This window comes from Chryseobacterium mulctrae, from assembly GCF_006175945.1.
GTDB lineage: Bacteria > Bacteroidota > Bacteroidia > Flavobacteriales > Weeksellaceae > Chryseobacterium > Chryseobacterium mulctrae.
On record NZ_VAJL01000001.1, the window covers coordinates 3,245,180 to 3,257,863 of the forward strand.

Here is a 12,684-nt window from a genome sequence, read left to right on the forward strand (position 1 = left end):
AAATAAAGAAGACATAATATTTATTATGTCTTCTTTATTTTAAATTTTAGAAAAAGTTTTCAAGTCTTAAATTTTTGATTCTTTTGTTTTAAGACAAGAGAATTAGGTTATCTTTCCACCAATTCTTTAACCGTCTCGCCATAAAAATCAGTATGTGAAGTTTTAATTTTTAACAACTGATACCATTTTCTAAACGCACCAACGAAAACAACAAGCATTAAAACCATTGCTACAACTGCTAACGTTGCTAATAAGTATTGCTGTTTTGGAATGTAAATATCAATCACCTGAATGTAGCCAGCCCAAAATGTAATAATCGCCATGAAAACTCCTGGAATTGCTGAGCAAAGCGCATATTTCCCTCGATTTAATCTAATGAGCATTGTGGTACAGACAATCAAACCGCAGGCTGCGAGCAACTGATTGCTGATTCCGAAGAGTGGCCAAATGCTGCTTACATTTCCGGTAAAAACCAAATATCCCCAAGCAAATGTGAACAATAAACTACTGATGATAATTCCGGGAGTCCAGTTTTTATCATTAAATTTAGGAATAACAGATCCCAACATTTCCTGCAAGAAAAATCTTCCAACTCTCGTTCCTGCATCAATTGCGGTTAAAATAAATACCGCTTCAAACATAATCGCGAAATTGTACCAATACGCCATCAGCTGATCCATGTAAGGAATTTTATTGAAAATATGAGCCATTCCCACAGCTAAAGAAACAGCTCCTCCGGTTCTTCCGTGTAAATCAATTCCTATTCTTTCAGAAAAATAATCAATTTCAACACCATGTAAACTTGGATGAGTAGCTAAAAATGCATCATACGTTTCTTTTGGTGTATTGATGACAAAATAATCTCCGGGCATTAGAGTACAAGCTGCAATCAAAGCCATTAATGCTACAAAACCTTCTACAAGCATCGCTCCGTAACCTACAAATAAAATTTCTTTTTCTCTGTTCAGCATTTTTGGAGTCGTTCCTGTAGCAATTACCGCATGGAAACCTGAAATCGCTCCACATGCAATTACAATAAAGATAAAAGGTAAAACAGGACCGCCAATTACGGGACCTCCTCCGTTAATAAATTCAGTCAAAGCAGGCATTTGAATGGTTGGATGAATCACAATTACTCCAATGGCCAACATGATAATCGTTCCGATTTTTAAATAAGTTGAAAGGTAGTCTCTCGGAACTAAAAGCAGCCAAACCGGCAATACAGAAGCCAAAAATCCGTATAATGGAATTGCAATAGAAATGGTTGTAATGTCCCATGTAAACATATTGTTCATCGTTTCATTCTGCATTAAATTATGCCCGCCAATAATTCCGGCAATTAAAAGGACACCGCCCAAAATACTAGCAAAAGTCACCGAGTTTTTTCTGTAACGCATAATCAATCCCATGATAATCGCAATCGGCATCGTAATAACCACAGTAAATAATGACCATGATGCTTCGTGCATTGCATTAATACAGGCTAAAGAAAGTCCGGCAAGTGTTAAAATTAAGATGAATAAAATGGCAAAACCTGCAACCGTTCCGGTAGTTTTTCCGATTTCTTTGGATGCAATGGTTGCCAAACTTTGTCCTTTGTGTCTTACGGATGCAAAAAGTACCACCATATCGTGAACTCCACCTCCTAAAACACAGCCAATTAAAATCCAGATTGCTCCGGGAAGATATCCGAATTGAGCTGCTAAAACCGGTCCTACCAATGGTCCTGCTGCTGCAATCGCTGCAAAGTGATGTCCGAGAAGAACATTTTTATTGGTCGCAACATAATCTTTTCCGTCAGCAAATTCTACAGCGGGAGTTGTGTTTTTGTCATTTAAACGGAGAACCTTATTGGCTAAATAAATTCCGTAAAAACGGTAAGCAATCGCAAAGATAAGCAGGGATGTGAATACTAAGGTCAATGCATTAATTCCATTTAGAAATTCCATATTGTTTTTCTTTTATGTGAGTAAATAATTAATATTTTTGCTTTTTTATTATGAATAATTTAAGCGTTTGACCAAGGTAATTATTTTCTATATAAAATTTATCAATATGTATATCAAATTAGCGAAATAATAAGTGATATATTTCTATTTTAAAATTAAATATTTGATTTTTAAAGTGTTGTTTATTGCTTCTTTTTGAAAAACTATATTCTGATATTGATTTTCTAATGATTGACGAAATTAGCTTTTTCCTGAGATAAAATAAAGTCGACCATTGCTTTGTTAAGTTCCTCCTGATAAGCTTTTTCTGTTGTGGAAAACCCGTGATTACCTTTTTTTACAATGATTAATTCATGAGTGGTTTTCTGCTTTTTCAACATTTTGTTGAGTCTTTTAGAATGTCTTATAGGTGCAATTTTATCTTTGTTGCCATGCAAAATTAAAGTTGGAACCGTATTTTGAGTATAATGTAGAGGAGAAATCGTTTTACAAAATTCTACTACTTCTTTTTTATTTTCTTTACCGTCTAAACCAGTTATTCCTTTGATCAGTTTACTTCTGATATCAATAATTTTTTTTGAAATTAAACCTACAGTTAACAAAAGTGGTTTTGGAGCACGGGTATGAAGAAGCCTGTTCATATCAGTCGGTCCAAAATTATCAACCACATAATTTACTTTTGCCGAATATTTTGAAAGTTCTGAATCTCCCACAAAATCTTTATCCTGAGTATAAGCGCTTAAAAGCGAAAGATGTGCGCCTGCAGAAACGCCCCACATTCCGATATTGTTTTCATCAAGATTGTATTTATCAGCATTTTTGCGAACCCATCTTACCGCATCTTTTGTATCCTGAATCGGTGCCGGAAAATGAATATTTTCTGTAACTAAACGATAATTAATACTGATAACAACATAGTTTTTTTCTAAAAGTTTTAAAATGGTATTTTCAACATAGTTATCGGCTGTAATGATTTTGTCACCTTCAACCCAAGCTCCACCGTGAACGTACATCACAACAGGAAGTTGTTTATTTTCTGTATTTTTCGGACGGTAAATATCAAGCTTAATATCTTTACCCGTTTCATCGGTTTTGTAAACAATATTTTCTGAGACATTGGCGTGCTCAAAAAGAAGTGTACTTTTCTGTTTTTGTGAAAATCCAAACGTGGAAATTGTCAATAGGAATAAAAAAAATAGGTTCTTTAAAAACCTATCATTTTTTGTGTTTGAGTGGAATGCTCTCATAAAATATTGCTTTGGTTTGCTACTTTACCAACTCTTCAAAAAGTTTACCAAAAGTTTGGTTTAAATCTTTCGATTTTCCGGGATGCGGTCTTGAAGTTTGTACAACTGCACTTCTCACCGCAGTCAGCCAACGGAATCTGTCTGGAATTTCGAGTAAAGCAATCGGGCCGCCTTCTTTTTTTCCTTCAGCAATATTTTTAAAACTCTCAAGATTTTTAGTAATATCATCATAATCAAGTTTGCTGTGCATAAGTTTAAATTTATCGGGACAGAGATAAAATTCTACTTTGATAAATTTTTCTTTTTTCGAAAACAAAACCAGTCCAATGTTGAAAAATTCTTCTCTTTCAACCTTCGGTACCAAACGTATTACGGCGTATTCGTATATCTTATCCTCTTGCATTTTGGGCTTCGTTTATAAAGATTTGAGAATTTTCTAATCGGGTCTTCAGAAAGTTGAAATAAATTTCACGGATTTCGTCCGGACTTTCTTCGGCATCATTCCAGTGCAACCAATCCTGTGGAATTGTATTGACGATTTCTCTGAACAAAGTTTCATTTAAAACGGAATGAGCAAATTGATCTGCCTCATCTAATTTTGTTGCCTGTGGAAGCAAAACGTGGTCTTTTACATATTTAAAAGGAGTTTTCGCAGCCGCATCAAAATTCTGCCATGAGTGGTGGAAATAAAAAGACGCACCATTATCAATGATCCATAATTCTTTGTGCCACATTAAAAGATTGGTATTCTTAAAAGTACGGTCTATATTGGTGATAAATGCATCCAGCCAAACAATTTTTGAAGCAAGCAACGAATCAACTTTCACACTTGAGTCATAAGCAATAGAACCTGAAAGATAATGGAGCCCGAGATTTAATCCTTCAGAATTTTTCAATAAATCCTGAATTTCTTCATCGGCTTCCGTTCTTCCAAAATCTACATCAAGATTGGCAAAAACCAGCTCTGGAATTGGTAATCCCAAAGCTTCAGTAATTTTTCCTCCTAAAAATTCTGATATCAACATTTTTACACCATGACCGGCTCCACGAAATTTCAACACATATTTAAAATCATCATCGGCTTCTGCCAAAGCAGGAAGTGAGCCTCCTTCACGAAGCGGAAGGATATAACGTTGTACAGTAACTGTTCTTAAATCTGACATAATGCAAAAATAACGTTTTCCTTTGTGCTTATTTCTATTTGTGCTATTTTTAGGTTTAAAATTTGTTTAAATTAAAATATTTCTCTTGAAGATTCGACTAATTGCGGAAAATTAAATATCTGTCGGATTCAATTAATTCAAAAATAAAATACATGAAAATCATCAAAAATCAAAATATTCTCATCTCAAATCCTGAAACCAAAGATTTCCTTGCGGATGCATTTTACCCTGAAACCAATGAGAAAATGCCTTTGGTAATTTTTGTTCATGGTTATAAAGGCTATAAAGATTGGGGTGCCTGGAATTTAATGGCAGAAAAGTTTGCAGAAGCAGGCTTCTTCTTTGTTAAATTTAATTTTTCGCATAATGGAACTACCGTTGAAGATCCTGAGAATTTTGCTGATTTGGAAGCTTTTGGAAATAATAATTATTCAAAAGAATTGTCAGATTTAAATGTTGTGATTGATCATTTCGTTAAAGATCCAAAAGTTGATGACCAAAAAATAATATTAATCGGTCACAGTCGGGGAGGAGGAATTTCTATTATTAAAACCTGTGAAGACGAAAGAATTAACGGGTTGATTACTTTGGCAAGCGTAGATACTTTAGAAAGATTTCCTACAAAAGAAAATTTTGAAAAATGGAAAGAAAACGGAGTTTATTATGTAGAGAACGGAAGAACAAAGCAGCAAATGCCACATTATTTCCAGTTTTTTGAAGACTTTAAAAATGATGAGCATCGTTTTGATGTAGAACGTTCGATGGAAATGGCGAAAGCTCAGGTTTTAATTATTCATGGAACCCATGATGAAAGTGTAGACGTGAAAAATGCGGAACATCTTCATATTTTAAATCCAACTTCAGAATTGTATCTTATTGAAAATGCAAACCATACATTTGGCGCTAAAGAACCTTGGAGAGATGATGCGCTACCAAAAGAGTTGAATGAAGTTGTTGAAAAGTCTATTAAATTTATCAAACAAAATATTTGATTTTATTGTTAAAATTATTTTTGGTGTTAATAATTTTCATACTTTAGTGAAACATTAATACCATTAAACAAAAATTTTTATGAAAAAATCAAATTTAAAAAAATTAAGCAGAGCAGCTCAGAAAAGTATCTCAGGAGGAGTAGGAGGTCTAGAACCAATACAATGTGCAACAGGCTGCCATAAAAATTATATTGGTGATGGACAAGGCGTGTTATGCATTGTACCACCATGTCAATCTCCTAATTTTGGAACACAAAGCAAAGATGCTAATGGACGTTGGCAATGCTGTTACTAAGTATTTAGTTTTAAAAATAAAAAAGGAGTGAAAATTTTCACTCCTTTCTTTATATTTATCAAGGTGAGTTTTTTGCAAAAAACTACTTAGGATTATTGTTAAATATTTGGTTGATTATGATTTAAAATAATATTCTTATAAAAAAGATTATTCATTTGTTGTAGAATTTTAATGATGATGTTGTATTTTTTCCTATTTTAGTGATACATTAATAATCATTTAAATAGAAAATTTCATGAAAAAATTGAACTTACAAAAAGGGCAAAAGTTAAGCAGAGAAGCTAAAAAGAGTATTTTAGGAAAAGGAGCATCTTGTCCGCCAGTCGGATGTTATCAGTTTTATCTTAGTGATGGAGAGAGCAGGTGTGTTGTATCTGGTTGCATATCTGATTTCGGAACAATAGTTCAGATAGAAGGACGTTCGCAATGTTGTTTTTAAAAAATAATAAAAGGAGTGAAAATTTTCACTCCTTTTATTTTAATTTCAAGTTGAAATTTACTTAACTAGAATTTTCCAGGCTTCTTCAATTTTACTATCTAATAATAATTTTTGAGCTTCCAAGTGAATGTTTTCGTCGTTATGACAAGTTTCAGAAGGTAAAACTTCTACATTAGCTAACATTCCTAAGTCATTTCCAGTAAACACTTTGCTGAGTTTTATAGCATCCGGAAGTAAATCAAATCCAATTCCTTTCGTAACCAATGGTTTTGGGACTTCAAAAAGATTATTCTCATTATTTCTAGAATACCAATTTCCGCCAAGACGTGCAACCATATCCAGTTTTTTCTGATCCAGGTTTCCTTCTTCATTCAGATATTCTTCTCGGATATGAATTTTCTGTACTTCACAAATGACCAAATTTCCCGCACCTCCTTGATCTCCCAAAGATTTTACTTCTAAAACTTTACATTCAAAATTAACAGGACATTCTTCGATTAATTTAGGTGTAACCAGATCAGCATCCTTCATCGTTAGTCCGGACTTGATGAATTCGTTCACTCCTTCACCATATTCTGTAGAGGCTAAAGAAATCTGTTGTACAATTGGAAAATTAACGGTTCCGATCACTACTTCAGAAGTTTCCAAAACATTTTCTAAAGTATGTTTTGTGGTATTGTCGCGTACTCTTCTCGATGGTGAAAAAATCAAAATCGGAGGAACCGTGCTGAACATATTAAAGAAACTGAATGGCGATAGATTGATCTCTCCATTTTTATCAACTGTAGAAGCTAAAGCGATTGGACGTGGTGAAACGGCAGTCTGCATTATCGTTTGTAGTTGCACTGGAGTTATTTCGGATGGGATTACTGTTTTCATTTTTGTTACTTAACTTAATGATTTAAGTATTTAAATTAGATATAATTATAAAAACGCTTCGACTACGCTCAGCATGACATTTCTAATACTAACTGTTTTGCAGAATGTTTTTTAGCGGTGTCATGCTGAGCGAAGTCGAAGCATCTAAATATTCTTGTTTAAAAATATAATTACTTTGTAGGAATAATTTTACCAGCAACTTCACCAAAACCTACTCTCACGCCGTCTTTTTCAGCCCAAGCTTTCATAGTAATGGTATCGTTATCATCGATGAATTTTCTTTCCTGTCCGTTGTTTAGCTGAATTGGGTTTTGTCCTCTCCATGTTAACTCAAGCATAGAACCGAAAGATTTAGGATCACTTCCTGAAATCGTTCCACTTGCGTATAGATCACCAACTTCTACGTTGCAGCCATTTACCGTGTGATGAGCCAATTGTTGAGTCATGTTCCAGTACATATGTTTGTAGTTGCTTTCAGAAATTAGGTTTTCTTCACCGTTTTCAGGCTGTAAATAAACTTCTAAGTTGATATCGTAATTTTTGTCGCCTTCAAATTTTAAATAATCCAAAACTTCAGGATCTTGTTTTGGAGAAGTAGTTTTGAATGGCTCTAAAGCTTCCAAAGTAACTACCCATGGAGAAACTGATGAACCGAAATTTTTCGCCAAAAATGGTCCTAACGGAACGTATTCCCAAGATTGGATATCTCTTGCAGACCAGTCGTTGAAAACAACCATTCCGAAAATAGCGTCTTCGGCATCTTTTGTAGAGATACTTTCGCCCATTTCGGTATTTTTATTGACAATAAATGCCATTTCCAATTCAAAATCCAATTGTTTGCAAGGTCCGAAAACAGGCTTGTCTGCATCTGCAGGTTTCATCTGACCTTTTGGACGGTTGATTTCTGTTCCTGAAACCACAATTGATGAAGCTCTTCCGTGATAACCTACCGGTAAATGTTTCCAGTTTGGAAGTAGTGCATTTGCAGGATCTCTGAACATTTTCCCAACATTGGTCGCATGTTCGATGCTGCTGTAGAAATCAGTGTAATTTGGAATGTGAACAGGCATCATCATTTTCACCTGATCTACATCGTAAAACGCTTCTTCAATTGTTTTTTCATCTTTAGATAAAATAGAACCTTCAAGCAATAATTCCTGTATTTTAAGACGTGCAGCGTTGGTTACAGGTTTTCCAAGTTCAATAAATTCATTTAAAGTGTATGCTTCAAAAATATTGTCATCAAGACCTTCGATATCTTCAAAGTAACCAAGATCATACAAGGTTGCAAGATCTATAATCTGATCTCCGATTCTTGTACAACATCCTATGAATTCTTTATTGAAAACAGTTACTCCGAAAGGAATATTGTGGATTGAAAAGTCTGAATTTGATGAATATTCTACAAATGATTTCATAATTTTTGTAATTTAATTTAGATTAGAATAAAATCAATACTGATTTTACTTTTTAGCTTTAATCTTCGCTTTAGAAAAGGATTCTTCGTCAATCCATCTGTCTTTATTGTTGACGTCGATAAGGTACAAGATGTTATCCTGTCTTGTCAGTAACAGTGTTTTGGTAACGGGAATCGGAACTTTTTTGTTTTCAAGCAAATCGGCTCTCAGTGAAATGATATTTTTTCGGCTTCTCACGATGTCGCCGGAAAAAACATTAGAAGTACTTTCACCAGTGGCTTTATCGTCAAATATTTCGACATACGTTGCTTTCTGACCTTTTATCACAATGAAATTTCTTTCCGTATGATCGGGCAGGTCTTTTATCAAAACAAATTTTTTGTCATCAATATTTACATCGTTTAAATTTTGATTAATACCTTTTCTTTCCTCAAGTTTGGTGAGAATAGCATCTAAAGTTCCGTATTGTGCGTGTGCAAAAAAACTTGTTCCAATGAGGAGCAATCCGCTGAAAAATTTGATCATAATACTGTGTTTTATAAAAAAGTTTTGTCAAGATCTGCATCCTGACAAAACTCTGTATTTATTATTTTAGATTAAAGATTTCCTCTTTTTTCCTGCTCTCTTTCTAATGCTTCGAATAATGCTTTGAAGTTACCTGCACCAAAACTTTGGGCACCGTGTCTTTCAATGATTTCGAAGAATAGAGTAGGACGGTCTTCTACAGGTTTTGTGAAGATCTGAAGTAAGTAACCTTCTTCGTCGTGGTCTATAAGAATTCCTAAATCCTGAAGTTTTTTAAGATCTTCGTCAATGTGACCAACTCTTTCAGGAACCATGTCGTAGTAAGCTTCCGGTGGAGCAGAAAGGAATTCTACACCACGTTTTTTTAACTCAGTTACGGTATGAATAATATCTTTTGTTGCAACAGCGATGTGTTGTACACCTTCACCTTCGTAGAAATCTAAATATTCTTCAACCTGAGATTTCTTTTTACCTTCTGCAGGCTCGTTGATCGGGAATTTTGCAAAACCGTTTCCGTTTGACATTACTTTAGACATCAAAGCAGAATATTCTGTGTTGATTTGTTTGTCGTCAAAAGAAAGGATGTTTACAAATCCCATTACTTTTTCGTACCATTCAACAGTAGGAATCATTCTGTCCCAGTCTACGTTTCCTACACAGTGATCAACGTATAATAAACCAGCTTCTTCCGGTTGATAAGCACTTTCCCATTTTTCGTAACCAGGCATGAAAGGACCTGTATAATTTTTTCTTTCGATAAACATGTGAACAGTTTCTCCGTAAGTATAAATTCCGGACATTCTTACTTCACCGTGTTCGTCAGTTAATGTTGTAGGCTCTAAATATGGTTTTCCACCTCTTTTAGTAGTTTCTTCAAAAGCTGCATACGCATCATCTACCCAAAGTGCCAAAATTTTAACACCATCACCGTGTTTTTTTACATGCTCATTAATTGGAGAATCAGACTTTAAACCTGTTGTAAGAATCAATCTGATTTTTCCTTGCTGTAGAACATAAGATGCACGATCTCTTACTCCGGTTTCAGGACCTGCATAAGCAACAGACTGAAATCCAAATGCTGTTTTATAGTAATGAGCCGCTTGCTTAGCGTTTCCTACATAAAATTCGATGTAATCTGTACCATTAATTGGTAAAAAATTCTCAGCTTGAGCAATTTTTTCGGCAAATGTAAGTGTTGACATATTTTCTATTTTTACTTTTATTTAATGGCTTGCAAATTACAAAATTCCTGTAAATAATTAAAAACAAAATCGTTATGTAATCGATTGTCTTATTTTTAATTAATATTAAAGTTTGTTTAAGTTTGTTTAAGTTTATTGTTGTTTTGTTATTTACTTTACATTTGTTAAAGATACAAGATGTGGAAAACAAAATTATTTCAAAACAAAGAAAGCCGTAATTATTTACGGCTTTTAATTTTTATTATTTAATCTTCCTGCATCTGGGTTGTAATTATCCCATATTTTCCACACATTATCTATTTTGCGGATAAAATAAATTTGGGTGTTGAGCTGATTCACAAAGTGCTCTTCTCCGGTTTCTCCGACTTTGAAGAGCAGATTCCAGAACTCCTGAGTTTCAAGAATCTTTTTATCAGGATCGTCTGTTATAATATTCACATCAAATATTTCAAAATTTGACCGATTGTTTTTGGTAACAAGTTCAAACTGTCTTTCACAAAGTTCTTTACTAAATGCGGAAGCTCTCTCAAGAAAAGGGGAATTGTCGAATACCCAATCTTTGAACAAGTCTAATTTTAAGGTAGGGAAATTTTTATATAATTCGAAAACTGCTGTACAGTATTGATACACAATATCTACTGAAAAAACATCGCTGTTTACCTTTTCTTCAAGTACTTGGTGTTCTTTAATATCATGAATGTATGAGTTGAGGTCTTTAAAGCCTAAAAAAATGCATATTTTATCAAGTGTTTTTAAAAAACGTAGATCATTGTGTGTTTTATCTTGATAATCGCTTTCAAAAAAACGCTGTAAAGTAATGTGCGAAATTGTATTTCCCAACTCAAACCGTTTATCGTTTTTGAGTTCTTCAGATGATGCTAATTCTTCTTTAATGATTTCTGAAAGAATGATATAATGACTCCTTTTCCATTCATTTACTGTTCCTAAAACTGAATCTTGAATTTTCGGATGTTTTGCAACTTTTTCTTTTATAGAATTGTAAATCGTCTTCATTTGTGTACTATTTATATATAACAAAAGTTTTTGGCAAAACGATTGCCAAAAACTTCATGGTTATTTTACTTAAATGTAAGAACTTTTTTAGTTTGAAAAGCTATATTTTTTATTTTTTTAATGTTTAAACCTCTCATAAGCTGCTCTTTCCAGCATTTCTCGGTCATCGGGATGTGCAATACTGATTAATTCCTGAGCTCTCTGACGAAGATTTTTTCCATATAAATAAACGCTTCCGTATTCTGTTACTACCCAATGAATATGACCTCTTGTAGTTACGACTCCCGCTCCCTGTTTTAAGAATGGTACAATTCTGGAAATTCCTTTTTTTGTTCTCGAAGTGATGGCGATGATCGGTTTTCCGTCTTCGCTTAGGGCAGCACCTCTCATAAAATCCATTTGTCCACCAATTCCGCTGTATTGCATTGTTCCGATAGAATCAGCACAAACTTGTCCGGTCAAATCAATTTCAATAGCAGAATTAATCGCAACCATTTTTTTGTTTCTCATGATATTGATCGGAAAATTCACCGCACTTACATCATTGAATGCGAAAACGGTATTGTCGTCTACGTAATCGTACAATTTTTTAGTTCCGAAACAGAAACTTGTAATGGTTTTATTATTGTGATAACCTTTATATTTATTGTTGATAACGTCGTTTTTAATTAAATCAATCACTCCGTCGCTGAGCATTTCGGTATGAACACCAAGATCTTTGTGATTTCCTAAACATTTTAAAACGGCATCGGGAATAGTTCCAATTCCCATTTGAAGTGTAGATTTATCATCAATTAACTCAGCAACATTTTTACCCACCAACATTTCGTCCGGACCTACTTTTGCACCGTAATCAACGGTTGGAAGTTCTTCTTCGTGCCAAACCAGTTTATGAATTTTACTGATGTGGATCATTCCGTCGCCGTGCGTTCTCGGCATCAAAGGATTAACAATAGCAACAATGGTTTGAGCGGTATCAACTGCGGCTCTTGCAACATCCACAGAAGTTCCCAATGTACAAAAACCATGATTGTCGGGTGGAGAAACCGTAATAAATGCTACATCAAGCGGTAAAATGTTTTTTCTGAAAAGAATCGGAATTTCACTTAAAAAAACAGGAACAAAATCTCCTCTGTCAGAATTTACGGCATCTCTTACCGGTGTGGAAACAAACAAAGAATTAACGAAAAACTTGTCTTTGTATTCAGGTTTTGCAACTTCTACATTTCCCTGTTGTGTAATAGAAACAATTTCTACATTATCAACACGGTGAGACTGTCTTGCCAATTCGTCAATTAAATGATTCGGAGTACACGCACTTCCATGAAAGAATACACGGTTTCCGCTTTTTACAGTATATACAGCTTCTTCTGCACTAATATAATTGTACATTTTTCTAAAATTTTATAGATATATTCTACGACTTTCTTTAATCCTTTAAAGATACTTCATATTGTTTTTATAACCCGTAAATAAGAGAAAATATTTATCATGTTTTGGTGAAAGCTGGTTAAAAATTAAGGACTGAATGTATAAATTCAGTCCTCAATTTTTTTATAAC

Annotated in this window: 13 protein-coding genes; 3 read left to right on the top strand and 10 right to left on the bottom strand. The window is 34.0% G+C overall.

Features of this window, described 5'->3' with window-relative positions:
- Nucleotides 1-107 precede the first annotated feature (107 nt).
- The 4 genes from FDY99_RS14940 to FDY99_RS14955 all read right to left on the bottom strand — a co-directional run bounded on the left by FDY99_RS14940 (nt 108) and on the right by FDY99_RS14955 (nt 4,359).
- Complete coding sequence (locus tag FDY99_RS14940) at nt 108-1,949, bottom strand: carbon starvation CstA family protein (RefSeq protein ID WP_185148734.1); 1,842 nt, start codon at nt 1,947-1,949, stop codon at nt 108-110.
- A 224-nt stretch (nt 1,950-2,173) separates the two neighbouring features.
- Nucleotides 2,174-3,196, bottom strand: coding sequence for an alpha/beta hydrolase (locus FDY99_RS14945; protein ID WP_139422579.1), 1,023 nt, complete (start codon nt 3,194-3,196; stop codon nt 2,174-2,176).
- A gap of 19 nt (nt 3,197-3,215) precedes the next feature.
- Nucleotides 3,216-3,599, bottom strand: coding sequence for a DUF3037 domain-containing protein (locus FDY99_RS14950; protein WP_074229931.1), 384 nt, complete (start codon nt 3,597-3,599; stop codon nt 3,216-3,218).
- Nucleotides 3,586-4,359, bottom strand: a complete 774-nt coding sequence (locus FDY99_RS14955) for a HipA family kinase (protein WP_139422581.1) — start codon at nt 4,357-4,359, stop codon at nt 3,586-3,588. The genes FDY99_RS14950 and FDY99_RS14955 overlap by 14 nt, the downstream gene beginning before the upstream one ends.
- Nucleotides 4,360-4,511: 152 nt before the next feature.
- Between FDY99_RS14955 and FDY99_RS14960 the strand changes: the two genes are divergently transcribed.
- The 3 genes from FDY99_RS14960 (at nt 4,512) to FDY99_RS14970 (ending at nt 6,085) form a co-directional block, all read left to right on the top strand.
- Nucleotides 4,512-5,351, top strand: a complete 840-nt coding sequence (locus FDY99_RS14960) for an alpha/beta hydrolase family protein (protein ID WP_139422584.1) — start codon at nt 4,512-4,514, stop codon at nt 5,349-5,351.
- Nucleotides 5,352-5,430: 79 nt separating this feature from the next.
- Complete coding sequence (locus FDY99_RS14965) at nt 5,431-5,646, top strand: bacteriocin-like protein (protein ID WP_139422585.1); 216 nt, start codon at nt 5,431-5,433, stop codon at nt 5,644-5,646.
- 235 nt (nt 5,647-5,881) lie between these two features.
- Nucleotides 5,882-6,085: a hypothetical protein gene (locus tag FDY99_RS14970; RefSeq protein ID WP_139422587.1), complete on the top strand. Its 204-nt coding sequence runs from the start codon at nt 5,882-5,884 to the stop codon at nt 6,083-6,085.
- A gap of 57 nt (nt 6,086-6,142) precedes the next feature.
- On the opposite strand, the gene FDY99_RS14975 is transcribed toward FDY99_RS14970, so the two are convergent.
- From FDY99_RS14975 to FDY99_RS15000, 6 genes are all read right to left on the bottom strand, one after another.
- Nucleotides 6,143-6,964: a flavin reductase family protein gene (locus FDY99_RS14975; RefSeq protein WP_139422589.1), complete on the bottom strand. Its 822-nt coding sequence runs from the start codon at nt 6,962-6,964 to the stop codon at nt 6,143-6,145.
- 170 nt (nt 6,965-7,134) lie between these two features.
- Nucleotides 7,135-8,382, bottom strand: coding sequence for a fumarylacetoacetase (fahA, locus tag FDY99_RS14980; protein WP_139422591.1), 1,248 nt, complete (start codon nt 8,380-8,382; stop codon nt 7,135-7,137).
- 45 nt (nt 8,383-8,427) lie between these two features.
- Nucleotides 8,428-8,907, bottom strand: coding sequence for a hypothetical protein (locus tag FDY99_RS14985; RefSeq protein ID WP_139422593.1), 480 nt, complete (start codon nt 8,905-8,907; stop codon nt 8,428-8,430).
- Nucleotides 8,908-8,978: 71 nt separating this feature from the next.
- Nucleotides 8,979-10,109 carry a 4-hydroxyphenylpyruvate dioxygenase gene (gene hppD / locus FDY99_RS14990; RefSeq protein ID WP_074229923.1) on the bottom strand — a complete coding sequence of 377 codons (1,131 nt, stop codon included), beginning with the start codon at nt 10,107-10,109 and terminating at the stop codon, nt 8,979-8,981.
- A 231-nt stretch (nt 10,110-10,340) separates the two neighbouring features.
- Nucleotides 10,341-11,123: a hypothetical protein gene (locus FDY99_RS14995; protein ID WP_139422595.1), complete on the bottom strand. Its 783-nt coding sequence runs from the start codon at nt 11,121-11,123 to the stop codon at nt 10,341-10,343.
- Between the two features lie 117 nt (nt 11,124-11,240).
- Nucleotides 11,241-12,515 (bottom strand): acetyl-CoA hydrolase/transferase family protein, encoded by a 1,275-nt coding sequence (locus FDY99_RS15000; RefSeq protein ID WP_139422597.1) that lies wholly within the window; start codon nt 12,513-12,515, stop codon nt 11,241-11,243.
- Between the last annotated feature and the right edge of the window lie 169 nt (nt 12,516-12,684).

Bases quoted from the DNA above. Each gene is read 5' to 3' on its own strand.
- FDY99_RS14940 (WP_185148734.1), bottom strand. From the start codon at position 1,949: ATGGAATTTCTAAATGGAATTAATGCATTGACCTTAGTATTCACATCC.
- FDY99_RS14945 (WP_139422579.1), bottom strand. From the start codon at position 3,196: ATGAGAGCATTCCACTCAAACACAAAAAATGATAGGTTTTTAAAGAAC.
- FDY99_RS14950 (WP_074229931.1), bottom strand. From the start codon at position 3,599: ATGCAAGAGGATAAGATATACGAATACGCCGTAATACGTTTGGTACCG.
- FDY99_RS14955 (WP_139422581.1), bottom strand. From the start codon at position 4,359: ATGTCAGATTTAAGAACAGTTACTGTACAACGTTATATCCTTCCGCTT.
- FDY99_RS14960 (WP_139422584.1), top strand. From the start codon at position 4,512: ATGAAAATCATCAAAAATCAAAATATTCTCATCTCAAATCCTGAAACC.
- FDY99_RS14965 (WP_139422585.1), top strand. From the start codon at position 5,431: ATGAAAAAATCAAATTTAAAAAAATTAAGCAGAGCAGCTCAGAAAAGT.
- FDY99_RS14970 (WP_139422587.1), top strand. From the start codon at position 5,882: ATGAAAAAATTGAACTTACAAAAAGGGCAAAAGTTAAGCAGAGAAGCT.
- FDY99_RS14975 (WP_139422589.1), bottom strand. From the start codon at position 6,964: ATGAAAACAGTAATCCCATCCGAAATAACTCCAGTGCAACTACAAACG.
- fahA (WP_139422591.1), bottom strand. From the start codon at position 8,382: ATGAAATCATTTGTAGAATATTCATCAAATTCAGACTTTTCAATCCAC.
- FDY99_RS14985 (WP_139422593.1), bottom strand. From the start codon at position 8,907: ATGATCAAATTTTTCAGCGGATTGCTCCTCATTGGAACAAGTTTTTTT.
- hppD (WP_074229923.1), bottom strand. From the start codon at position 10,109: ATGTCAACACTTACATTTGCCGAAAAAATTGCTCAAGCTGAGAATTTT.
- FDY99_RS14995 (WP_139422595.1), bottom strand. From the start codon at position 11,123: ATGAAGACGATTTACAATTCTATAAAAGAAAAAGTTGCAAAACATCCG.
- FDY99_RS15000 (WP_139422597.1), bottom strand. From the start codon at position 12,515: ATGTACAATTATATTAGTGCAGAAGAAGCTGTATATACTGTAAAAAGC.